Consider the following 23,931-nt stretch of genomic DNA (forward strand, 5'->3'; position numbering starts at 1 on the left):
ACAGAGGACATGCCCGTGACTAGCCCACTCAGAATCCTGCCAGTCCCGCTGACTCTGGCCATGGCAATCGCCCTGGCCGGATGCGCCGGCCTGCCCGACCAGCGTCTGGCCAACGAAGCCCTCAAGCGCGGTGATACCACGCTGGCGGCGCAGAATTACCAGCAACTGGCAGACCTGGGCTACAGCGAAGCACAGGTTGGCCTGGCTGATATCCAGGTCGACAGCCGCGACCCGGCGCAGATCAAACAAGCCGAGGCGACTTACCGCGCCGCGGCCAGCGTCTCGCCGCGGGCCCAGGCTCGCCTGGGTCGTCTGTTGGTGGCCAAACCCGGTTCCACCGAAGCCGAACAGCACGAAGCCGAAGGCCTGTTGAAAAAAGCCTCGGCCGCAGGTGAAGGCAACACCCTGATCCCGTTGGCGATGCTGTACCTGCAATACCCCCACAGTTTCCCGAACGTCAACGCGCAACAGCAGATCAGCCAATGGCGCGCCGAAGGCAAACCGGAAGCGGGCCTGGCCCAAGTGCTGCTCTATCGCACTCAGGGCACTTACGACCAGCACTTGGACGAAGTCGAAACCATCTGCAAAGCCGCGTTGAACACCACCGACATCTGCTATGTCGAACTGGCCACGGTCTATCAGAAAAAAGCCCAGCCGGAACAACAGGCCGAGCTGATCAAGCAGATGCAGGCCGCTCAGGCTCGTGGCACGGTTTCCGCCCAGCGCGTGGACAGCGTGGCCCGGGTACTGGGTAATGCAACCCTGGGCACGACCGACGAAAAAACCGCCCAGTCGCTGCTCGAAGGCATCGCACCCGGCTACCCCGCTTCCTGGGTCAGCCTGGCGCAACTGCTCTACGACTTCCCGGAACTCGGCGACGTCGACACGATGATGAAATACCTGGACAACGGCCGCGCCGCTGACCAACCGCGTGCCGAACTGTTGCTGGGCAAGCTCTACTACGAAGGCAAAATGGTGCCGGCCGACGCGAAGGTCGCCGAAGAACACTTCAAGAAAGCCGCCGGCAGAGAAGTGGCCGCCGATTACTACCTCGGCCAGATTTACCGCCGTGGTTACCTGGGCAAAGTCTATTCGCAGAAAGCGCTGGATCACCTGCTCAAGGCTGCGCGTAACGGTCAGAGCAGCGCCGACTTCGCCATTGCCCAACTGTTCTCCCAAGGCAAGGGCACCAAGCCCGACCCGCTGAACGCTTACGTCTTCAGCCAATTGGCCAAGGCGCAGAACACCCCGCAAGCCACTGAACTTGCGCAAACACTCGAAACCCAACTGCCGCCTGCCCAGCTCGCCGAGGCCCAACGCCTGTTGAAACAAGAACAGGCCGTTCGTGGTGCCTTGAGCCAGAACACGCTGGAACTGCATGCCCTGGAAGAAGAAGACGGCGAGGAATCCCTATGAAGTTGAATCCATTTGTTAAGGCCGGTATTGGCCTGTCTTTCGCCCTCTTGTGGTCGTGCCCGACCCTGGCGGCCCTGACTGAAAACCAGAACTATGGCCTTGACGTGAAAGTCACCGCCCAGTCCGAAGATGACACCGACCTTGGTACGCAGAGCGGCGGCGACGTCAATGGCGTCGGCCTCGACCTGCGTCCGTGGATCTATGGCGAAAGCGGCGCGTGGAGCGGCTACGCCATGGGTCAGGCCGTGACGTCCACTGACATCATCGAGACCGACACCCTGCAGCAGTCCGACAGCGACGGCACCCAGGCGACCGACAACGGTGATCGCAAGAGCAAGAAAAACTACCTGGCGATGCGCGAGTTCTGGGTCGGCTACAGCGGCCTTACGCCGTACCCCGGCGAGATGCTCAAACTCGGTCGCCAGCGCCTGCGCAATGACGACGGCCAATGGCGCGACACCAACATCGAAGCCCTGAACTGGACCTTCGACACCACCCTGTTGCGCGCCAACGCCGGTGTTGCCGAACGCTTCAGCGAATACCGCACCGACCTCACCGAGCTCGCGCCCAAGGACAAGGATCGCCTGCACGCTTACGCCGACGCGGCGTACCAGTGGAACCCGGGCAACTGGGTCGGCATTCGCGGTCATCACACCCGCGATAACGGCAAACTCGATTACCCGACCCCGGGCGTTGCCGCCGATTCTCTGGACAAAAAAGAGAATGGCGACATCAGCTGGCTCGGCCTCACCGCCGACAGCGATGCCTACAACTGGCGCAACACCAACACCGTCAATTACTGGGGCAGCGTCACCGGCATGAGCGGCGATCGCGACACGGTCAACCCGCTGACCGCCGAGGGCACCGCTCCGGCACAAGCCAAAACCAGTGGCAATGTTGATGGCTGGGCCACTGACCTGGGCGTGCGTCTGCGTCTGGATCCGCAATGGCAAGTCGGTGCAGCCTATGCCCGTGCCAGCGCTGATTACGAACAGAACGGCCTGCAAAGCAACCGTTCGAACTACACCGGTACTCGCTCGCGGGTTCACCGTTTCGGCGAAGCGTTCCGTGGCGAAACGAACAACATGCAGTCCGCGACCTTGTTCGGTTCGTGGATGCTCAACGACGAATACGACGCCAGTGTGATCTACCACAAATTCTGGCGCGTCGACGGCAACAAGCCGGTCGGCAGCAACGGCATCAATGCCGTCCAGAATGACACCGACGACGTGACCGGCGCGGTGCTCTCCAGCACGTCCCTGCCGCTGGAAGATGGCAACAAAGACCTCGGTCAGGAAATGGACGTGGTCGTCACCAAGTACTTCAAGCAAGGCCTGCTGCCCGCATCCTTGAGCCAATCGATCGATGAGCCTTCGGCCCTGGTGCGTTTGCGTGGCGGTGTGTTCAAGCCCGGTGATGCGTATGGCAAAGGCGTCGACTCGTACATGCACCGCGCGTTTGTCGACGTGATCTGGCGCTTCTGATGCGAACCGCTAAGGGAGTTCCTGACATGAACAGTCCGAAGAGAGGCTCGATAACCTTGCTGGCCGGCGCGATGCTGCTGGCCAGCACGGCAGCCTTCGCCGCGGTGGAGCCGACCGCGCCCGTTCAAAAAGGGCAACCGGCGACCCTTGCAAAAGGGTTGCAACAGGCCAAGACCTACACCGTCAGCAGCGCACCGACCGCGCCGCTGGAGCTGGCCAAACCGACACTGCCGGACACCTCCGGCTACACCGCCGAAGCCATCGCCGCGAAAATCGTGCGCACCAAGCCCGGCAAAATCAGTGTGCGCCGGATGATGCAGGAAAACGCCCTGAAGGACTTCATCGGCGGCGACAACAAGATGGCTGAATGGGTGGTGCGTCAGCACGGTATCCCGCAGGCCATCTTCATTGACGACGGCTACATGAACCTCAAGGATCTGGCCAAGAAGGTGCCCAAGCAGTACTTCAGCGAAACCTCGCCGGGCGTGTTCCTGGCGAAGTTGCCGATCGTGGTGGGTAACAAGGGCATTCTGGAAATCGACAAGCAGACCCAGGAACTGCGCCTGTCTCAGGAGGCCGGTTCGTTCCTGGTCAACGACGGTCAGCTGTTCGTGCGTGATACCAAAATTACCGGTTGGAGTGAGAAGGCAAACGGTCCGGCGATGTTCAAGTCGGCGAAGGAATTCCGTCCGTTCATGTTGTCCTGGGGTGGCACCGAGACTTACATCGCCAACAGCAAGATCGCCAGTTTCGGTTATGCCAACAGTAAGTCCTACGGCGTGAGTATTTCCCAGTACACGCCGAACATGGCCAAGGTGCTCAAGCGTCCTGACCCAAGCGGCTGGATCATCGATTCCGAGTTCTCGGACATGTGGTACGGCTTCTACTGCTACGAAACCCGCGACTTTGTGGTCAAGGGCAACACCTACAAAGACAACATCGTCTACGGCATCGACCCGCATGACCGTTCCCACGGTCTGATCATCGCGGACAACACCGTTTACGGGACCAAGAAGAAGCACGGGATCATTATTTCCCGTGAGGTCAACGACAGCTTCATCTTCAACAACCGCAGCTACGACAACAAGTTGTCGGGCCTGGTGATCGACCGTAACAGCGTGAACAACCTGATCGCCTACAACGAGATTTACAAGAACCACACCGACGGCATCACCCTCTACGAGAGTGGCGACAACCTGCTGTGGGGCAACAAGGTGATCAGCAACCGTCGTCACGGCATCCGGATTCGTAACAGCGTGAACATCCGCCTCTACGAAAACCTGTCCATGGCCAACGGGCTGACCGGTGTCTACGGGCACATCAAGGACCTGAGCGACACCGACCGTGACATCAAGCTCGACCCGTTCGACGCCCAGGTGTCGCTGATCATCGTCGGTGGCGAACTGGCCGGCAACGGCAGCGGACCACTGTCCATCGACTCGCCGCTGAGCGTCGAGTTGTATCGCGTGTCCATGCTTGCGCCGACCAAATCCAGCGGCATCAGCTTCAACGGAATTCTTGGCGAGCGCCAGGATGAAATTCTCGACCTGCTGGTACGCCAGCAGAAAGCCGTGCTGATCGACCCTGTCGAACGCCAGACCGAAATGCAGGACTGAGGATAATTTTATGCACTCACACTTGATCAAATTACTCAGCCTGTCGGCCCTGACCGTCGGCATTTTCGCGGCCAGCGCCGGCGCTCGTGCCGATGCAGCTGCCGGCAACATAAAGCCACCCAGCTTCGACGCTGAACCGTGCTGCAACCTGTGCCCGGCAGCGCACGACGCGAAAAACTACACCACGCGTTACCAGCAGAACTTCACCACGCTGGTGCAGGCTCAGGGCGATTGGCTATTCCGTACGCAAGAAGACTTGCGCACCGAGTTCGACACCACGCCCGCCGGCTACAAACGCATGAAAGAACTGCACGACGCGTTCAAGAGCAAAGGCGTCGAACTGGTCGTTGTTTACCAGCCGACCCGCGGCCTGGTGAACCGCAACAAGCTCAACCCGGAAGACAAAGCCAAGTTCGATTTCGACAAGGCCTTGAGGAACTACAAGACCATGCTCGGGCGTTTCGCCGCCATGGGCTACACCGTGCCGGACCTGACGCCGCTGACCAACGAGTCGCTGCCTGAGACCCAGCAGGCCCACGACTTCTACTTCCGCGGCGACCAACACTGGACGCCGTATGGCGCCCAGCGCACGGCGAAAATCGTCGGTGAGCAAATCAAGAAAATGCCGGCCTTTGCCGACGTGCCAAAACGCGAATTCGAGAGCCATAAGTCGGGTCGCATGGGCAAGACCGGAACGTTACACAATATGGCCGGTCAACTCTGTGGCACCAGCTACGCGGTCCAGTACATGGATCAGTTCACCACCGAGCCGAAAGGCGAAGCAGCTGATGGCGATCTGTTCAGTGATTCCGGCAATCCGGAAGTCACCTTGGTCGGCACCAGCCACAGTGGCAAGAACTACAACTTCGCCGGTTTCCTCGAAGAGGCCATCGGCGCCGACATCCTCAACGTGGCGTTCCCCGGCGGTGGCCTGGAAGGTTCGATGCTGCAGTACCTGGGCAGCGAAGAGTTCCAGACCAAGCCGCCGAAGATTCTGATCTGGGAATTCTCGCCGCTCTATCGCCTCGACCAGGAAACCATCTTCCGCCAGATGATGGCGCTGCTGGACAACGGTTGCGAAGGAAAGGATGCACAGATGACCGGCAGCACCACGTTGAAACCGGGCAAGAACGAATTGATGGTCAACAGCAAGAACCTGAATCTGCAAAACCGCAGCCATCAGATTGACATTCGCTTCGCCGATCCGTCGGTGAAAAATCTGCAAGCCACCCTCTGGTACATGAACGGTCGCCACGAGGACATCAAAATCGAAAAACCGGAAACCTCCGATACCGACGGGCGTTTCGCCTTTGAGTTGCGCACGGACGAAGACTGGGCCTCGCAGAATCTGCTGGCCGTCGAAATCCAGGGCCCTGAAGCAGGTGCCGCGCCACAGAAAGTCGAAGCGAAAATCTGCAAACGCAACGTGTTCCCAGGCGCTGAGCAGCGTACCGCTCAGGCCGGGCAATGAGGTTCATATGCAAACCCGAACTTTGAAAAAGTTACTCGCGCCCTCCCTGCTGACACTGGCGATGTTCGCCGGTGCCACCCAGGCCGCCGCGCCACTGCGTCCGCCACAGGGTTACTTCGCGCCGATTGAAAAAGTCAAAACCGGCGACAAGAGCGAAGGCTGTGATGCGATTCCGACGCCGTACACCGGCTCCCTGCAATTTCGCAGCAAGTACGAAGGTTCCGACAAGGCCCGTTCAACCCTGAACGAGGCATCGGAAAAAGCCTTCCGCGACACCACGGCCGACATCACCAAGATTGAGCGCGGCACCAGCAAGCGCGTAATGCAGTACATGCGTGACGGTCGCCCGGAACAACTGGAATGCACCCTGAGTTGGTTGACCGCCTGGGCCAAGGCCGATGCGTTGATGTCCAAGGACTTCAACCACACCGGCAAGTCCATGCGCAAATGGGCGTTGGGCAGCATGGCCTCGTCCTATATCCGTCTGAAATTCTCCGACTCGCATCCGTTGGCGAACCATCAGCAAGAGTCACAACTGATCGAGGCCTGGTTCAGCAAGATGGCTGATCAGGTCGTCAGCGATTGGGACAACCTGCCGCTGGAAAAAACCAACAACCACTCGTACTGGTCCGCCTGGTCGGTGATGGCAGCGTCCATCGCCACCAACCGCCGCGACCTGTTCGACTGGTCGGTGAAGGAATACAAAGTCGGCGTCAATCAAATCGACGCCCAGGGTTTCCTGCCCAACGAACTCAAGCGCCAGCAACGCGCCCTCTCCTATCACAACTACGCCCTGCCGCCGCTGGCGATGATCGCCAGTTTCGCTCAGGTCAACGGTGTGGACTTGCGCCAGGAAAACAACGGCGCATTGAAGCGCCTGGGTGATCGAGTGCTCGCGGGGGTCGAAGACCCGGAAGAATTCGAGAAGAAGAACGGTAAAGAACAGGACATGACCGACCTCAAGATCGACTCGAAATTTGCCTGGCTCGAACCGTTCTGCACGCTCTACACCTGCTCGCCGGATGTGCTTGAGAAAAAGCGCGAGATGCAGCCGTTCAAGACCTTCCGCCTCGGTGGGGATTTGACCAAGGTCTACGACCCGGCGAGTGAAAAAGGCAAAAAAGGTTCCTAGAACCAAACGCAACCCCCTGTGGGAGCGAGCCTGCTCGCGAATGCGGTCTGACATCCACCAATGATGTCGACTGATACACCGCTTTCGCGAGCAGGCTCGCTCCCACAGGGTCAGTGCAAGATTTGAGTTGAGTGATATTCCCCCTGATTTTGGTGGGGGGGTTTGGGGGGGCCGTTGGCCCTTGACTGTTGGTTAAACATGGAGAGACCGGGATGGTATTTTCATCCAACGTGTTCCTGTTTTTGTTCTTGCCGATCTTTCTCGGCATGTATTACTTAAGCGGAATACGCTATCGCAACCTGCTGCTGCTGCTCGCCAGCTACGTGTTCTATGCCTGGTGGCGTGTGGACTTCCTTGCGCTGTTCGCAGCCGTCACGTTGTGGAACTACTGGATCGGCCTCAAAGTCGGTGCCGCAGGCGTACGGACCAAACCGGCACAGCGCTGGCTGCTCCTGGGCGTGGGCATCGACCTGTGCATTCTCGGCTACTTCAAGTACGCCAACTTCGGCGTCGACAGCATCAACGCGATGATGACCTCCGTTGGTCTGTCGCCGTTCATCCTGACCCACGTGCTGTTGCCGATCGGGATCTCGTTCTACATCTTCGAGTCCATCAGCTACATCATCGACGTCTACCGTGGTGACACGCCGGCGACCCGCAACCTGATCGACTTCGCAGCGTTTGTGGCGATCTTCCCGCACCTGATCGCGGGTCCCGTGTTGCGTTTCCGCGATCTCGCCGACCAGTTCAACAACCGCACTCACACCCTCGACAAGTTCTCCGAGGGTGCCACGCGGTTCATGCAGGGTTTCATCAAGAAGGTCTTCATCGCCGACACCCTCGCGGTGGTGGCCGACCATTGTTTCGCCTTGCAGAATCCGACTACGGGCGACGCCTGGCTCGGCGCGCTGGCCTACACCGCGCAGCTGTATTTCGACTTCTCCGGTTACAGCGACATGGCGATCGGCCTGGGCTTGATGATGGGTTTCCGCTTCATGGAAAACTTCAAACAGCCGTACATCAGCCAGTCGATCACCGAGTTCTGGCGTCGCTGGCACATCAGCCTGTCCACCTGGCTGCGTGACTACCTGTACATCACGCTGGGCGGTAACCGTAAAGGCACGCTGATGACCTATCGCAACCTGTTCCTGACCATGTTGCTCGGTGGTCTGTGGCACGGCGCGAACATCACGTACGTCATCTGGGGCGCCTGGCACGGCATGTGGCTGGCGATCGAAAAGGCCCTCGGCCTGAACACCTCGCCGCGCAGCATCAACCCGATCCGCTGGGCGCTGACCTTCCTGCTCGTGGTCATGGGCTGGGTGATCTTCCGCTCGGAAAACCTGCACGTCGCCGGTCGTATGTACGGCGCGATGTTCAGCTTCGGCGAATGGTCACTGTCGGAACTCAACGCGGCCAGCCTCACCGGTCTGCAAGTGGCGACCCTGGTGGTGGCTTACATGACCCTGGCGTTCTTCGGCATTCGTGACTTCTACACCAACCTGCCGCCTGAGAAGACCAAGCCTGTGGTGAACGTCGAGGCCGATGGCCCGGCCGCAGCGACACCTGGAATGATCAAAGCCGTACCGGGCGACAACCCGGGCAGCATCCACGAACCTGGCTACACCGTCGGCGTTGAAGCGACTGTGCAACCGGCCTACTGGACCGCTGACTGGTCTCGTTACGTGATGCGCACGCTGGTACTGGTGTTGTTCATCGCCTCGATTTTCAAACTTTCGGCGCAAAGCTTCTCGCCGTTCCTTTACTTCCAGTTCTGAGGGATCTGACTATGACCCGCTCATTACGCATCCTCTACATCAGCCTGTTCATGGTGACGCTGTTGGTCCTGGGCGTGTGGTCCACGCGCAGTTTCCTCGGCTTCAGTACCTCTGCCGAAACAACGGTGCTCAACGGCCGCTGGACCAAAGCCGTGGAGACGCACTACGACGACGAGTTCCCGATCAAGCGCCTGGGCACCAACCTTTGGGCTGCGCTGGATTTCAAACTGTTCAACGAAGGTCGTCCGGGCGTCGTGCTCGGCCGCGATCAGTGGTTGTACAGCGATGAGGAATTCAACCCGATCGTCAACGAAGAACTGAACCTGCAAGGCAACTACGCACTCGTAGAAGGTGTGCGCCAGGAACTGAAAGCGAAAGGCGTGAAACTGGTCATGGCGATCGTGCCAGCCAAGACTCGCCTGTACCCGGAACACCTGGGTAATGTGAAGCCTTCGAGCATCCACGCCAACCTCTATGAGGACTTCCACGCTCGTGTGGCGTCCAACAAGGTCCTCGCTCCCGACCTGTTCGGCCCGATGCTGAAAGCCAAGTTGAACGGTCAGCAAGTGTTCCTGCGCACCGACACCCACTGGACCCCGGAAGGCGCACAAATCGCCGCCGAGACCCTGGCGAAATCCATTACCGACAAATACCCGCTCAGTGGCGAGCAGCAACACTTCGTCACTGAACCTGCGGAGAAGGTGACTCACAAGGGCGACCTGCGGTTGTTCCTGCCGCTGGACCCGCTGTTCGAAAACCTGATGCCCAAGCCTGAGCCGTTGCAGAAGCGCAATACCGTTGCGGCGCAAGACCAGCCTGCCGGTGATGACGCCCTGTTCGCCAACACTGAAGTGCCGGTGGCCCTGATCGGCACCAGCTACAGCGCCAACCCCAACTGGAACTTCGTCGGTGCGCTGAAACAAGCGCTGAACAGCGACGTGGTCAATTACGCCGAAGACGGCCACGGCCCGATTCTGCCGATGCTCACCTACCTGAAAAGCGATGCTTTCAAGAACAGCCCGCCACAGGTGCTGATCTGGGAGTTTCCTGAACGTTATCTGCCTGTGAACAACGAAATCGGTGACGCCGACCCACAGTGGGTCGCAGAGCTCAAAGAAGCCGGCGCTCGCCAACAAAACGTAGCCGCAAACACTAAATCCGAGACGCCCGACCGGGCGCAAAACTGAAAGAGAGGTACACCATGACTTTCACTACTACTCCTCGCCGTCTCGCCGCTCGCTCCTTAAAAGCAGTCGCACTCGTTGCAGGCATGAGCGTGTTGTCGATGTCCGCCTTCGCTGGCGACGCCGCACTCTACGGCCCGACCGCACCGAAAGGCTCAAGCTTCGTGCGTGTCTACAACGCCGGTAACGCTGAAGTCAGCGCCACCGTCGGCACCACCAACCTGGCCGAAGTCGCGCCGCTGTCCAGCACTGACTTCAGCTTCATGCCAGGCGGCGATTACAGCGCCAAGGTCGGCAGCCAGACCCTGCCGGTGAAACTGGCCGGTGATCACTATTACACCCTGGTCAGCAACGCCAGCGGCGCACCGCAACTGATCGAAGAGCCGCCGTTCAAGAACAAGCAGAAATCCCTGGTTCGCGTACAAAACCTCAGCGACAAGGCGCTGACCCTGAAAACCGCTGACGGCAAGACCGAAGTGGTCCCGACCGTGGCCGCCAAGGGCCGTGGCGAGCGTGAAATCAACCCGGTGAAAGTCAGCCTGGCGCTGTACGACGGCGACAAGAAAGTCGGCGACGTGAAACCGGTCGCCCTGGAACGCGGTGAAGCCGCCGTGCTGTACGTCACCGGCACCGGCAGCAGCCTGGCACCAGTCTGGGTAAAACGCCCAGTTTCGACGCGCTAATGAATTCGTCAGGACGGTGATCCCCTGTAGCAGCTGGCGAAGCCTGCGTCCGGCTGCGCAGCAGTCGTAAAACCGGCAAATAGGGTCTTTCAGAAAGACCCGGTTGCCTGATTTACGACCGCTTCGCGCTCGAACGCAGCCTCGCAGGCTCGGCAGCTGCTACAGAGATCGGTGAAACGACCTGGCAACGGAATAAGAACAAGAGTGAAACGACAGAACGCAGTAGCTCTGACCCATACGATTTTCAAGGAGTAACAACATGATTCCGGTGATCTTGTCAGGTGGTAGCGGCTCACGTCTTTGGCCGCTTTCGCGTAAGCAATTCCCCAAGCAATTTCTCGCCCTGACCGGCGAACAAACACTGTTCCAGCAAACCCTGGAACGCCTGGTGTTCGAAGGCATGGACACCCCGATCGTGGTCTGCAACAAAGAACACCGTTTCATCGTCAACGAGCAACTGGCCGCCCGTAAACTGGACGTTCAGCGCATCCTGATGGAACCGTTCGGCCGCAATACCTCACCGGCCGTGGCCTTGACCGCAATGATGCTGGTCAACGAAGGTCGCGACGAGTTGATGCTGGTGCTGCCGGCCGACCACGTGCTGGAAGATCAGAAAGCCCTGCAACGCGCGCTGGCCCTGGCCACCGTCGCTGCAGAAAACGGCGAAATGGTGCTGTTCGGCGTACCGGCCACCAAACCGGAAACCGGCTATGGCTACATCAAGTCGACCAATGATTCGCTGCTGCCGGAAGGCGTCAGCCGCGTCTCGCACTTCGTCGAAAAACCGGACGTGAAGCGCGCCACCGAGTTCGTCGAGTCCGGCGGTTATTTCTGGAACAGCGGCATGTTCCTGTTCCGCGCCAGCCGTTTCCTCGAAGAGCTGAAAAAACACGATCCGGACATCTACGACACCTGCCTGCTGACCCTGGAACGCAGCGAGCAGGATGCCGACACCGTCGACTTCGACGCCGCCACCTTCGCTTGCTGCCCGGACAATTCCATCGACTACTCAGTGATGGAAAAAACCCAGCGCGCCTGCGTCGTACCGCTGACCGCGGGCTGGAGCGATGTCGGCTGCTGGGCGTCGTTGTGGGAAGTGAATGAAAAAGACGCCAACGGCAACGTCACCAAAGGCGACGTCGTCATCCAGGACAGCAAAAACTGCATGATCCATGGCAACGGCAAACTGGTGTCGGTGATTGGCCTGGAAAACATCGTGGTCGTCGAAACCAAGGACGCCATGATGATCGCCCACAAGGACAAGGTCCAAGGCGTGAAACAGATGGTCAACACCCTCAACGAGCAGGGCCGCAGCGAAACCCAGACTCACTGCGAAGTCTATCGTCCGTGGGGCTCCTACGACTCGGTGGACATGGGCGGCCGCTTCCAGGTCAAGCGCATCTCGGTCAAACCGGGCGCGTGCCTGTCGCTGCAGATGCACCACCACCGAGCCGAACACTGGATCGTGGTCAGCGGCACGGCTGAAGTGACCTGCGACGAAAACGTGTTCCTGCTCACTGAAAACCAGTCGACCTACATCCCGATCGCCTCGGTCCACCGCCTGCGCAACCCGGGCAAGATTCCACTCGAAATCATCGAAGTGCAATCGGGCAGCTACCTGGGCGAAGACGATATCGAGCGGTTTGAAGATATCTACGGTCGCTCTACCCCGATCGACCGCGGCGTATCGGTGAAAACCATCGCGCGGTAATTGATCTGTAACACCAGAAGCCCCCGTCCGACCCGCTGCGTTTTCCCTATCCGCAGCGGGTTGGGTGGGGGCTTTTTTTGTCTGGATTTTGTGTTGCCTCGGCTAGCCCCTTCGCGAGCAGGCTCGCTCCCACAGGGGTTTGGTGCACGCCGCAGATCCACTGTGGGAGCGAGCCTGCTCGCGAAAGGGCCATCATATCCACCACACCCATCAAGCCCATCGCCAACCGCACCCACGCTTAGGTAGGATGACCTTCTCCCCTCCCGAGGTTTTGCGTCATGTTCATCGGCGTCCTGCTGGTCATTACCTGGCTGATACTTTTGCTGCGCTACCCAACCAAGGCCTTGCCCGTCTCTGTGGCAGCCGCCATTGGGTTGGCCCTGGTGGCAACATGGGTGATCTGGCTGGATAACCGCGAGGTCAAGCAACTGGCACGTCTCGAGCTGCGCATCACTTATGCGCCCGAACAGTGCCCGGCCGATCGCCCGTTGCAACTGAAAATGAGCAACGGCAACGACGTGCCGCTGACCGAACTGCGCTGGCGCATCGCAGCCTATGCGCCGGGCGACACGGTCAATCTGGCCGACAATCAATACGCCGCACCACGCTATCGCGGCCCCGGCGAACTGCAGGCCGGCGCAAACTGGGAAGACTGTTTGCCGATGCCGCCGCTGCGTCCTGGTTATCGCCCGCAAACGCTGGAGTTTCGCGCCGAGCGTTTGCACGGTAGTTTCTCCGATTGATCTTCCCTTTCTCTTTTTGCACAAGGACCGCGCCATGCCCGTTGCATTGATTACCGGTTGTTCCAGCGGCATTGGCCGCGCCCTCGCCGAGGTGTTCAAAGGTGCCGGATACGAAGTCTGGGCCAGCGCCCGCAAGGCTGAAGATGTGGTGGCGCTGGCCGCTGCCGGTTTCACCGCCGTGCAACTGGACGTCAACGACGGTGCGGCACTCGAACACTTGAGCGAGCGCATCAACCAGCAACATGGCGGCCTCGACGTGCTGATCAACAACGCCGGTTACGGCGCCATGGGGCCGTTGCTCGACGGCGGTGTGCCGGCCATGCAGCGGCAATTCGAAACCAATGTGTTCGCCATAGTCGGCGTCACCCGCGCCCTGTTCCCGGTGCTGCGCCGCGCCAAGGGTCTGGTGGTGAACATCGGCAGCGTGTCCGGGGTTTTGGTCACGCCATTCGCCGGCGCCTACTGCGCCTCGAAAGCGGCGGTGCATGCCTTGACCGATGCGTTGCGTATGGAACTGGCGCCGTTTGGCGTACGGGTCATGGAAGTCCAACCGGGCGCCATCGCCTCCAGTTTTGCCAAGAATGCCGGTCATGAGGCTGAGCAGTTGATCACCGAACAATCGCCGTGGTTTCCGCTACGTGAAGGTATACGCGCGCGGGCCAAGGCCTCCCAGGACAAGCCGACGCCCGCCAAGGAGTTTGCAGAGGATTTGCTCAAGGCTGTGCAGCAGAGCAAACCACCGCGTCTGATTCGTCTGGGCAATGGCAGTCGGGCGCTGCCGTTGCTGGCGGGGTTGTTGCCTAAAGCCTGGCTGGAAGCGGGATTAATGAAGCGGTTTGGATTGAAGGGGCAGCTCCCATGACCGACTACACCGAATACTTCGACGAAGTGATCCAGGCCCACGTTGCCATCGAGCAGTGGCTGGCCGAGGACCGAGACGCGTCAGAGCTTGAACAACTGCTGACGCGTTTTTCGCCACAGTTTTCCATGATCTCGCCATTGGGACGGGTGCTGGATTTTGAGGCGCTGAATGAGTTATTTCTGCTGGCGGGCGGAAAGAAGCTCGGGTTCAGAATTGAGCTCAGCGAATTGCGTGGCATCGCTCTGTACGACGGTGGCGCGACTGTGAGTTATCGCGAGCAGCAGACGGATGCGACGGGGTTGCACTCTGATCGGCGATCGACGGTGGTGTTTGAGAAGCAGGCGGATGGCAAGGTGATCTGGCGGCATTTGCATGAGACGCTTTGCAAGGAGTAAGGCCGCGACTCGGTCTTACGGTCAGTTAACAACCACCGTACACGTTATCCCCGCCGCCAACAGCACACCCTCCGGCACTTCATCAATGTGAATCCGCACCGGCACTCGCTGCGCCAGCCGCACCCAGTTAAATGTCGGGTTCACGTCCGCAATCAGCTCGCGGCTTTCCGGGTTATCGCGGTCGTAGATACCGCGAGAAATACTCTCCACATGCCCCTTCAGCACTTCCCCGCTCATCAACTGCATGTCGGCTTTATCGCCGACCCGCACGTGGGGCAATTTGGTTTCTTCGAAGAAGCCGTAGACCCAGAACGAGTTCATGTCGACCACGGCCATTTTCGCTTCGCCGATGCGCGCGTAATCGCCGCGATGCACATTGAGGTTGGTCACGTAACCGTCCACCGCTGCGCGGACCTCGGTACGTTTGAGGTTCAGTTCGGCAGCTTCCAGTTGCGCCTGAGCGTGCTGGTAATCGGCCAGTGCCGAGTCAGCGATGTTGCTGGCGTCGTCGCGGTTTTCCCTGGAGATCACCAGGTTGTCCATGTCGGCGCGGCGGTGGGCATTGACCTTGCGCATCTCCCACGTCGACTTGCGTGAGGCCACCAGCGACTGTGCCTGTTTGACCGCAATGCGGTAGTGCTCGGGATCGATGCGCATCAGCAAATCGCCCTTCTTCACCAACTGGTTATCACGCACCGGCACGTCCACCACTTCTCCGGTAACGTCCGCCGCCACGTTGATGATGTCGGCGCGCACCCGGCCGTCGCGGGTCCACGGCGTGTCCATGTAATGCACCCAGAGGGTCCGGCCGATCCATATCGCGAGGGCCAGCACCAGCAGAGTGGCGAGCAGACTGAAAAGCTTTTTCATCAGAGCGTTCTCAACGGTAAACAGTCAGCGCCAGGGCGCCGAACAGACAGGTAAACAGACTCAGGCGCAACAGCGCCGGGTGCCAGAAAAAGCGGTACAGATCGAGCCCGGACAGGAACCGGTCCAGCGCCCAGGCCAGCGCCGCCGCGATGAAAAACATCAGGGTCATGGTCGGCATGTACACACCGTGGAAGGCGATTTCACGAGGCATGTTCAAGTCCTTGGGGCTTGGCGGAGGCGGTGGCATTTATGTAGCCGGCGAGCGGTGATTGCGGATCCAGCAACGAGGTGCGGATGAAGTGCAGGTAGCTCTTCACCCGACGCAGGGCCGAGGTGTCGAAGTGCGGTGCGAAAGGTTCGTCGGTGGCTTGTACGCGGCTGATCGCGTGATCGACGGCGATCAGTCCACGCTCCAGATTGCTCTGGCTCGGTTGCAGAAACAGCCGCACTAGCGAGCGGCCCATCACCCTGATTGACTGACGCCAGGGCTGAGATTCGGCGTAGGCCGGATGCACCGGCAGGATCACCTGTTCCTTGCGTAACTCGATGATCGCGTGACCGACTTCCAGCACCACGAACATCCAGCGCAGTAAGTCCCGTTGTACCTGCGGCTGCCCGGCCGCGAGACCGTAGGCCTGATGCAGCAGGTCGCGGGTGCGGCTTTCGAAACTTGACGCCAGGCCCTTGAGTTTGCCGCTGATGGCGTACACCACCTGGCCGCGCAAATCCTGCTCCAGCCGACGCCACAACCAGCGACTGTTGGGCGGCAGAATAATCGCCCCGGCGGCGGCGCAGACCAGCATGCCAAGCACCATGGCGATGTAGTCGTTGATAAAGGCGTAAGGGTTGTAAACGGTGAGGTTGTCCGGCACCGAACCGGTGCTGAAAAAGATCAGCAGGCCGAGCCCTACGCCCGCATATTGTGGCCGTGAATTCAGAAACGAACCGAGCACGATCACCGGTGCAAGCATCACGCAGAGCAACGGAAAACCATCGATCCAGGGGAAGATGAAAAACATCTCGACGAAGCCGATCAGGGCCCCGAGGAGCGTCCCGCAAGCCATCTGGAATGCCATGCGTTTTGGATTCGGTGTCGCCGCTGAAAGGCCCACGGTCGCGGCGGCGATCAGCGTCATGGTCGCTCCGCTCGGCCACGCGGTGGCGACCCAATAGCTGCCCAGCACAACCAGAATGAATGCCGCGCGAATCCCCGAGGCGGCCGACGCCATCCAGTTGGTTTGCGGGGTGAACGGCTCATCCCAAAGCTCGCGCGCATGGCTGTGATCAGCCAGCGACGCGTGGGTCTGTGCATAACTGTGCAGGTCATCGACGAAGCGATAGAGCAATTCGTATGCAGTGTGAAAATCCAGTTGCTCGGCGTCGCTCGGATTGCTCTCCTGAAAGGTCGCCCGCAAGCTGCGAACGCGTGCCGGCAAACCTTCTTTATAGGCGGTCAACGCGATCACCAGACGCCCCGCATCCGCGTCGGTCAGGGCACGGCCGCTGAAGCCGTCGAGCAGTTCGGCGAGGTCCTGCAAACCCGGTTTGATCGCCGCGACCACGTGATCGGCGCCGTTGCTGCGCAAGCGTTCAAGCAATTGGTGCAGGGCGTTGAAGCGTGTAGTGATGCCCATAAACTCGCTGTTCAGTCGACTGAGCCGACCGTTGCGTCGACGCATGTGCGGGTCCTCGAACACGGTCACGCTGCGCAACCCTTCCAGCCCCACCGCCTCTGCGATGAAACGCACGTTGCTCGCCTCGAAAGCCTCCCGCTTGCTGCGACCGCGCAAGCCATCGGTGACGAATAATGCGAACACGCCGAAGCGCTGATACAAGGCGTTGCGCATCGCGGCGCTGGCGGTTTGCGGCAGGATCGCGACACTGACCAGCGTGGCGCAAATAATCCCCAGGGAGATTTCCAGCACCCGCCACACGGCGGCCATGAACGCGCCGTCCGGGTGCGCCAATGCGGGCAAACCGACCATCGCCGCGGTATATCCGGCGAGCACGAAACCGTAGGCGCGGAAGTTGCGATAGCGCGCCGCGCCGGCCGAGCAGATGCCCACCCAGATCGCCAGCGAACCGAGGAACAATTCAGTGTTTTGGGCGAACAAGGCAATCAGCGCGACCATCACCGCCGAGCCGGCCAACGTGCCGAGGAAGCGATAGAAACTCTTGGCCAACACGTGCCCGCTCTGCGGTTGCATGACAATGAACACGGTAATCATCGCCGTGCGCGGCTGCGGCAACTCCAGACGCATGGCCAGCCACAGGGTCAGGAACGCCGCGAACAGCACCTTGAAAATGTAGACCCAGGTCACGCCATCGCTGCGCGCCCAGTCGAAGAAACCCCGGCGCCATTCAAGGGAATACAGCCAGCGCAGAGGTGCGGGCAAGGGAGTCATGAAATCCTGCTCAGTGGTCAGAAGTTGTGCGGCGAGAACTCGGTTCCTGTGGGAGCGGGCTTGCTCGCGAAAGCGGTGTGTCAGGTGACATCATCATTGACTGACACGCCCTCTTCGCGAGCAAGTCGGATCGCCGCACCGCCGCTCCCACAAGGTCCGTGTTCAATTCGGGAGATTCTCAAGCAGGGCCAGGGTTTTCGGTGCCTGGGTCTGGCTGTCTCTTGGCACGTCGTTACCCGCACCGAGTCCACCGCCCAAAGCGGTCACCAGTTCGGCATGAGCACTGAGGCGTGCGGCCTGAACCTGCTGCTGAACCTGCTGCTGCTTGAACAACAAAGTCTGGGCGTTAAGCACGTTGAGGTAATCGGTGAGGCCGCGCTGATAGGCGACCATCGCGATGTCGTAAGTCTTCTGCGCGGTGGCCACCGACTCGGCGGCGAAGGTTTGCTGCTTGTCCATGGATTTGCGGCGGATCAGTTGGTCGGAGATGTTTTTCAGCGCGTTGACCAGCGTCTGGTTGTACTTGGCCACGGCGATGTCGTAACCGGCCGAGGCTTCGCCCAGCTCCGAACGCAAACGGCCGCCATCGAAGATCGGCAACGAAATGGCCGGGCCGACGCTGTAGTTGAGCTTCTTGCCGGTCAGGAACTCCAACGCTCCACCGCCCGTGGCCATGTAGCCCAGGCTGCCGACCAGATCGACGTTGGGATAAAACCCGGCGTGAGCCACATCAATGCCTCGCGCCTGGGCCGCCACTTGCCAGCGACTGGCAACCACGTCCGGGCGTTGTCCGAGCAATTGCGCTGGCAAGGACGACGGCAACTTCAGCGGCGCGCCCAACGACAGCGTCGGCCGCAGCAACTGCGCGCCCTCCCCCGGGCCAAAACCTGCCAACGCGGCGAGTTGATTGCGGCTCAGGGCGATTTCTTCGTCCAGCGCATCGATCTGACGATGGGTTTCCGGCAACGGCGTTTCGGCCTGGCTGACTTCAAAATGGGTGCCGATGCCGCCGTTGAGACGCTTTTGCGCCAGGTCGAGAATTTGCTGTTGCTGTTTCAGGGTCGCGGCGACGATGTCCCGTTGCGCGTAATGCAACGAAAGTTCGATGTAGGCGCGCACGATGTTGTTCTGCAATTCGAGCTGCGCCAGCCGTGCTTCGGCAGCGGTCATGTGGGCCATGTCCACGGCGCGCTCGGTGGCGTTGCTTTCGCGGCCCCAGAGGTCGAGGGCATAGCTGAAACCCAGCGCGGCGTTGTTGTCCCAAGTCGTTGTGTTCGCCAACTCGCCCGGCCCGTAGAACTGATCGGTGGGCCAGTTGTGGCGTTTGAGCGTGGATTCGCCATTGATCTGCAACGACTCGGCGGACTCGGCAATGCCGGCCATGGACTTGGCCTGACGCACCCTCGCGGCGGCCATGGCCATGGTCGGGCTGCCTTGCAGGGCGAGGTCGATCCAGCGGTTCAATTGCCGGTCGCCATACGCCTGCCACCATTGGGCGGTAGGCCAGTGAGCGTCTTGCGCGGCGCTCTGGATGGCTTCGTCGGTGGCCAATGAATTGGCCTCGAGTGCCTTGCCCTGTGGGGTCAAACCTGCGGTACCGATGCAGCCGCTGATTGCCAGGGATAAAGCCAAAACACTGAGCGTCTGAAGCGCTCTGCTGATGCGACGCGGCACTGCTGCGATTTCCTGAACTGAGGGAGATCCCCTGTAGGAGCTGTCGAGTGAAACGAGGCTGCGATCTTTTGATGTTGCCTTTAAAAGCAAGGATCAAAAGATCGCAGCCTCGTTTCACTCGACAGCTCCTACAGAGGTGGGCGCAATTCTAGGGGTCGGCTTTGATGGCGATAAGCTGGGAATCCTGTGAATCTTTGTTACCGTTAGCGCGATAATCCGTTAGTCGGGGTCTCAGACCCTGAAACTTCGTGTCACAATTTGCCATCGCCCTCGAGAGCACCCCATGGACACTTTGCAAAACATGCGCGCCTTCAGTTACGTGGCCGAGGCCGGCAGCTTCACCGCCGCCGCCGTGCAACTCGACACCACCACGGCCAACGTCTCGCGCGCGGTCTCCAACCTGGAAGCCCACCTGCAAACCCGCCTGCTCAACCGCACCACCCGCCGCATCGCCCTGACTGAAGCCGGCAAGCGCTACCTATTGCGCTGCGAGCAGATCCTGGCCTACGTCGAAGAAGCCGAAGCCGAGGCCAGCGACGCCCACGCCCGCCCGACCGGGCAACTCAAGGTGCACACCATGACCGGCATCGGTCAGCACTTCGTGATCGACGCCATCGCCCGCTATCGCAAAACCCACCCCGACGTCACCTTCGACCTGACCATGGCCAACCGCGTGCCGGACCTGCTGGACGAGGGCTACGACGTGTCCATCGTGCTCGCCAGCGAACTGCCGGACTCGGGCTTCGTCTCCCAGCGCTTGGGCATCACCTACAGCATCGTTTGCGCCTCGCCCGCCTACGTAAAAGCCAACGGCTGCGCGCACAAGCCCAGCGATTTGCTGAACCACGCCTGTCTGCGGCTGGTAAGCCCGGTGATTCCGCTGGAGAAATGGACCTTCGACGGCCCGGAAGGCCAGGAAATGGTCACCATTAATAGCTCGCCGTTTCTGGTGAACTCTGCTGATGCGATGAAGACAGCGATCACCAGCGGCATGGGGGTTGGCGTGCTGCCGGTGTATGCGGCGATTGAAGGGTTGCGCAGCGGCACGCTGGTGCGAGTGATGCCGAACTACCGTTCGCAGGAATTGAATCTGTATGCGATTTATCCGTCGCGGCAGTATTTGGACGCAAAGATTAAAACGTGGGTCGAGTATTTGCGCGGGTCGTTGCCGGAGATATTGGCGGCGCATCAGGCGGAATTGGTGGCGTATGAATTGAGCGGGAGCATGGGTGGGGTTCGGGTGGCGAATTGAGGTGTGTGGACTGCGGGTTAACCCAGCAGCCCGGCGTACTTTCCGCAGAGCCAATACGCACAAAGGCCAACGATTGAATAGGCAAATATCAGATTGGGAATGACGACCCAGCGTCGCAGGTGTAAAGGGAAGCGTTTTATTTCATCGATACAACTCGGGTCACTTCTCAATAGGAATGCATCATCCCCTCGAAGCATGGTGGAGAGATGACTCAAGCGGTAATGTCGCCCGTACAGGCCATCACCCATGACCCGACGGTTGCGGCCTACGAAGTAAGAGTCGTGGAAGTGAGATTCGAGTTCTTCGAGTTTGAAAAAACTGATGTACACCCGCAGCAGTGAAACGATAAAAATCAGGGCAAAAAAGCCGATCAAGATGCCTGTGTAGAGAAGTCTCAGGTCGCTCATCGGGTTTGAAATTGTCGTACGCAAAGACTCAAAGCCACTCCATAGCATGAGTAGCCCACCGCTGACCAAAGCAATCCGCATCAGTTTTTTTGGAATTACAGCCCATTTCTTCAGGCGCTCCGGCAAGATTTCAGCCTCCATAAACGCATACGGGTCCAACATTTGATGTTGATAGAAACTGCCCGTTAAAGCGCCAATCAATCTAAGTCTATTCATCCGTCCGAACGGGCCGTTACCCGCAGTGTTTCGATTGATACTCACCAGGTGTGATGTGATGAAGTGATCTTCAATCTGATCAAGCTTGAAGTAGGCGGCAAACAACAGAATGGTCTGGCTGAGAAAAACCAAAAGGAAAATAAGTGCCCAGCCCATCAGAGGGATATTCTCAGCAGCACTCATGGTTGTGTGAGCTCATATATTTTTTCACCTATCTCTCCGCCAATTTCTGAGCCTTTGGTTCCCGTCGCGCTGGCGACAGCACCCGATACCAGTAGCGCACAGACGAGCCCACCAACACCCATCGTCTCCACTCCTATTGCTGCGCAAATTCCATATTTCACTACGCTACTCGCTACGTATCCGGCAGCAACGCCTCCGCTGATACTTCCTGCCAACTTACCTCCCTCCACGAATCTTGCTTGGGAGCATTCCTCCTCACTTCCACTTCGACAGGTTTCACCAACTCTCATTGCTGCCGCGCCCATAGCCAACCCAATGCCAACATACCCTCCTGCCTTCAAGTACTTCACAGCTCTGGTTACGCCTTGAATATTTGTCGCATAGCCCGGTAGTTGGGTAGGCGCTCCAGCCTTGTTCCAATGGTGAATTGTTCTGCTACTAGAAAGACCCAGTGCGCGTTTAAGCCTGGGATGATCCGCAATGCCAGTGCATTTACGTACCAGCGGGCCAAGGCTGGCATTAATTTTTGCCATCATCCGTTTTCGATGGGTGAAAAAATCCCTTGATCGCAAGTGGCCGTGTTGACGGTATTGTTGCTGGTGCAGTTTCTCTAACTCGATGAGCGTGGCTTTCAGGTTTTCGAGGTGCTGCCCCACCATGAAAGACGCCACACCCAACGACCCCGCCGACACCTCCAAAAACGGCTCAATCACCTCATGATTTTCGACCATGAAAGAAGCCTCTTCATCGCTCAGATCCTTGAGCGCTTCGTTGACCTTCTCTGCTGCGATGATCATCTGCGCTTCTTCGCGGCGGCACATGTAATGCCGTGAATCACTAAAAATCACCATTTGCCCCGGTTTCACCCGTTCGCCGAGATGCTGATTGAGCGAGCGGAATTCCCGGCGCAAAGCGTCGCTTGGCGGATTTTCATACAGCGAGCGTTCCAGCGCTTCGAGGGTCATGGGGCGCTGGATGATGTGGAATCCCGACTCCACGGGTTTAGGCAGGGCGAAGGCGTGCTCTTCGACGAGGTGTTGCGCCGGTGGTGGCTCGGGTTTGGGTTTGAAGGCGTTCCAGGAAGCGCCACCGTTATCGGGCTCGATTCGTGGCGTGACCATCGCCCAGTCGCCGTTGCTCACGGCGTTGATGAGCTTTTGCTGGTTGGCGGCCTGCATGTAGTTGGAGCGGTTCGCGCCGACCGCGCTTAGCAGGTCGTCGAAGCCTTTCAGGTCGTAGGGATAGTTCATCGCCTGACGCAGGTCGGCGACAGCTTGATGGCTGTCGAGTACTTGGCCGTGCTGGCCGGCGAGTTGGTTTTGGGGGATGAGTCTGGTCACGCTCGTGTCCCGTTCCTTGGAAACGGGGGACTTTGGCGAGTGGGCTCAAGGGTGGATGCCGGGCGAATCGTCTTTACGTGTAGGGATGTTCCGAATCATCTGGGCTTGTATTGCAACGGCCAAACTCGGTAGGTCCTACAGACGGGGTGATTTTGGGGAATGTTTCCGACGGGTTCTGTCGGTTGTTGGTTCGGACGGGAAATGGGTAGGCTTTGTGGGTCGCTGCAAAATCAGCGATCAGGTCTGGAAAACCTGGCGAACACTTACCACACCCCATGGCATACTGCGGCGCTTTTTCTGCACGCAAATCCTTGTTATGGCGGCTGTGCGCGGGAGACCTTCGGGTCTACCGGTTTTTGGTGGGTGTACCGGTTTTTCCAGTCCGCGCATGGCTGCCACCCTTTCGTCTGGAAAACGAAAGATGGCAGTTCCACTTCATCTGCCAATGAGTAACTTTCGCATGATCAAAGAAACACCGAATCCCCCGGAAACCGACGACGTTTCCCCCTACGAATCCCTCGATTCCAAAAAGCTCAACGATGCCGCCGAGCGCGCCCTCGACTTCCACTTCCCGTCGATTGCCGACATCAAAGCCACGCCGCGCACGCCCAGCTCCCTGTTTACCGTGGACCCCGAGGCGACTACCGAAACCCTCGTGGTTTTTTTGGTCGAGACGCTGGCCTCGGTCGATGTGATGGTCCATCAGTTGGTGGATCATCTAGAGGGTGGGTCGCGCTATGCCCTGCTGGGCATTTCAAACAGCATCATGGTGGCGGAGATCACCGCCAACCGGGTGCTGGATAACATCGACGTACCAAAACCTGCGCCGCACAGCTAATCCCTTGTGGGAGCGGGCTTGCTCGCGAAAGCGGTGCTTCAGTCGATATTAATGCTGAATGACAAACCGCATTCGCGAGCAAGCCCGCTCCCACAATTGAATTTGGTACATCAGCAATGTATTGGTCGGCTGTCAGGCCGCCATCGCAGGCAAGCCAGCTCCCACAATGGATCAGGTACGCCTTTCGCTTCTCACCACTCAACAGGCCGAGCGTTAGCTCGCCTGCAGCTTGTGATCTTGATCCACCCGCCCCTTCGGGAGGCTGAGTGGA

Annotated in this window: 20 protein-coding genes; 14 read left to right on the forward strand and 6 right to left on the reverse strand. The window is 59.3% G+C overall.

Translation table 11 applies throughout. The features are described 5' to 3' along the window. Window positions 1-9 precede the first annotated feature (9 nt). The 12 genes from algK to ACYZTX_RS25540 all read left to right on the forward strand — a co-directional run bounded on the left by algK (window position 10) and on the right by ACYZTX_RS25540 (window position 14,475). Window positions 10-1,416, forward strand: a complete 1,407-nt coding sequence (gene algK, locus ACYZTX_RS25485; protein ID WP_462036358.1) for an alginate biosynthesis TPR repeat lipoprotein AlgK — start codon at window positions 10-12, stop codon at window positions 1,414-1,416. Further along, window positions 1,413-2,900 carry an alginate export family protein gene (locus tag ACYZTX_RS25490; RefSeq protein WP_462036359.1) on the forward strand — a complete coding sequence of 496 codons (1,488 nt, stop codon included), beginning with the start codon at window positions 1,413-1,415 and terminating at the stop codon, window positions 2,898-2,900. Before algK ends, ACYZTX_RS25490 begins: the two co-directional genes overlap by 4 nt. 26 nt (window positions 2,901-2,926) lie before the next feature. Beyond that, window positions 2,927-4,516: a mannuronan 5-epimerase AlgG gene (gene algG / locus ACYZTX_RS25495; protein ID WP_462036360.1), complete on the forward strand. Its 1,590-nt coding sequence runs from the start codon at window positions 2,927-2,929 to the stop codon at window positions 4,514-4,516. Window positions 4,517-4,526: 10 nt separating this feature from the next. After that, the gene (locus ACYZTX_RS25500; RefSeq protein WP_462036361.1) at window positions 4,527-5,987 is read left to right on the forward strand and encodes an alginate O-acetyltransferase; all 1,461 of its coding nucleotides are present in this window, start codon (window positions 4,527-4,529) and stop codon (window positions 5,985-5,987) included. 7 nt (window positions 5,988-5,994) lie between these two features. Next, window positions 5,995-7,119, forward strand: a complete 1,125-nt coding sequence (locus ACYZTX_RS25505; protein ID WP_462036362.1) for a mannuronate-specific alginate lyase — start codon at window positions 5,995-5,997, stop codon at window positions 7,117-7,119. A 212-nt stretch (window positions 7,120-7,331) separates the two neighbouring features. After that, window positions 7,332-8,897 carry an MBOAT family O-acyltransferase gene (locus tag ACYZTX_RS25510; RefSeq protein WP_462036363.1) on the forward strand — a complete coding sequence of 522 codons (1,566 nt, stop codon included), beginning with the start codon at window positions 7,332-7,334 and terminating at the stop codon, window positions 8,895-8,897. 11 nt (window positions 8,898-8,908) lie between these two features. Beyond that, a complete protein-coding gene (locus ACYZTX_RS25515) occupies window positions 8,909-10,084 on the forward strand; it encodes an alginate O-acetyltransferase (protein WP_462036364.1) in 1,176 nt (391 codons plus the stop codon). 14 nt (window positions 10,085-10,098) lie between these two features. Then, entirely contained in the window at window positions 10,099-10,764 is a 666-nt protein-coding gene (locus tag ACYZTX_RS25520) for an alginate O-acetyltransferase AlgF (RefSeq protein WP_462036365.1), read from the forward strand. Between the two features lie 259 nt (window positions 10,765-11,023). Further along, complete coding sequence (locus ACYZTX_RS25525; RefSeq protein ID WP_462036366.1) at window positions 11,024-12,475, forward strand: mannose-1-phosphate guanylyltransferase/mannose-6-phosphate isomerase; 1,452 nt, start codon at window positions 11,024-11,026, stop codon at window positions 12,473-12,475. Between the two features lie 278 nt (window positions 12,476-12,753). Then, a complete protein-coding gene (locus ACYZTX_RS25530) occupies window positions 12,754-13,218 on the forward strand; it encodes a multidrug transporter (RefSeq protein ID WP_462036367.1) in 465 nt (154 codons plus the stop codon). A gap of 34 nt (window positions 13,219-13,252) precedes the next feature. Further along, window positions 13,253-14,080, forward strand: coding sequence for an SDR family oxidoreductase (locus ACYZTX_RS25535; RefSeq protein ID WP_462036368.1), 828 nt, complete (start codon window positions 13,253-13,255; stop codon window positions 14,078-14,080). Next, window positions 14,077-14,475, forward strand: a complete 399-nt coding sequence (locus tag ACYZTX_RS25540) for a DUF4440 domain-containing protein (protein WP_462036369.1) — start codon at window positions 14,077-14,079, stop codon at window positions 14,473-14,475. Before ACYZTX_RS25535 ends, ACYZTX_RS25540 begins: the two co-directional genes overlap by 4 nt. 21 nt (window positions 14,476-14,496) lie before the next feature. Here the strand turns inward: ACYZTX_RS25540 and ACYZTX_RS25545 are convergent, their stop codons facing one another. From ACYZTX_RS25545 to ACYZTX_RS25560, 4 genes are all read right to left on the reverse strand, one after another. Then, window positions 14,497-15,345: an efflux RND transporter periplasmic adaptor subunit gene (locus ACYZTX_RS25545; protein WP_462036370.1), complete on the reverse strand. Its 849-nt coding sequence runs from the start codon at window positions 15,343-15,345 to the stop codon at window positions 14,497-14,499. A gap of 10 nt (window positions 15,346-15,355) precedes the next feature. Beyond that, window positions 15,356-15,556 (reverse strand): DUF1656 domain-containing protein, encoded by a 201-nt coding sequence (locus ACYZTX_RS25550; protein ID WP_024617598.1) that lies wholly within the window; start codon window positions 15,554-15,556, stop codon window positions 15,356-15,358. Then, the gene (locus tag ACYZTX_RS25555) at window positions 15,546-17,750 is read right to left on the reverse strand and encodes an FUSC family protein (RefSeq protein WP_462036371.1); all 2,205 of its coding nucleotides are present in this window, start codon (window positions 17,748-17,750) and stop codon (window positions 15,546-15,548) included. The genes ACYZTX_RS25550 and ACYZTX_RS25555 overlap by 11 nt, the downstream gene beginning before the upstream one ends. A 162-nt stretch (window positions 17,751-17,912) precedes the next feature. Beyond that, entirely contained in the window at window positions 17,913-19,424 is a 1,512-nt protein-coding gene (locus ACYZTX_RS25560; RefSeq protein ID WP_462036372.1) for an efflux transporter outer membrane subunit, read from the reverse strand. Window positions 19,425-19,707: 283 nt separating this feature from the next. Here ACYZTX_RS25560 and ACYZTX_RS25565 point away from each other — a divergent pair, with 283 nt between their 5' ends. Further along, window positions 19,708-20,676: a LysR family transcriptional regulator gene (locus ACYZTX_RS25565; RefSeq protein WP_462036373.1), complete on the forward strand. Its 969-nt coding sequence runs from the start codon at window positions 19,708-19,710 to the stop codon at window positions 20,674-20,676. A gap of 17 nt (window positions 20,677-20,693) precedes the next feature. On the opposite strand, the gene ACYZTX_RS25570 is transcribed toward ACYZTX_RS25565, so the two are convergent. After that, window positions 20,694-21,482 (reverse strand): hypothetical protein, encoded by a 789-nt coding sequence (locus tag ACYZTX_RS25570; protein ID WP_462036374.1) that lies wholly within the window; start codon window positions 21,480-21,482, stop codon window positions 20,694-20,696. Further along, window positions 21,479-22,822, reverse strand: a complete 1,344-nt coding sequence (locus ACYZTX_RS25575; protein WP_462036375.1) for a hypothetical protein — start codon at window positions 22,820-22,822, stop codon at window positions 21,479-21,481. The genes ACYZTX_RS25570 and ACYZTX_RS25575 overlap by 4 nt, the downstream gene beginning before the upstream one ends. Window positions 22,823-23,282: 460 nt before the next feature. Between ACYZTX_RS25575 and ACYZTX_RS25580 the strand changes: the two genes are divergently transcribed. Then, window positions 23,283-23,660 (forward strand): DUF6124 family protein, encoded by a 378-nt coding sequence (locus ACYZTX_RS25580; RefSeq protein WP_462036376.1) that lies wholly within the window; start codon window positions 23,283-23,285, stop codon window positions 23,658-23,660. The last annotated feature ends 271 nt before the right edge of the window (window positions 23,661-23,931 follow it).

Source organism: Pseudomonas sp. MDT1-17 (assembly GCF_054898105.1).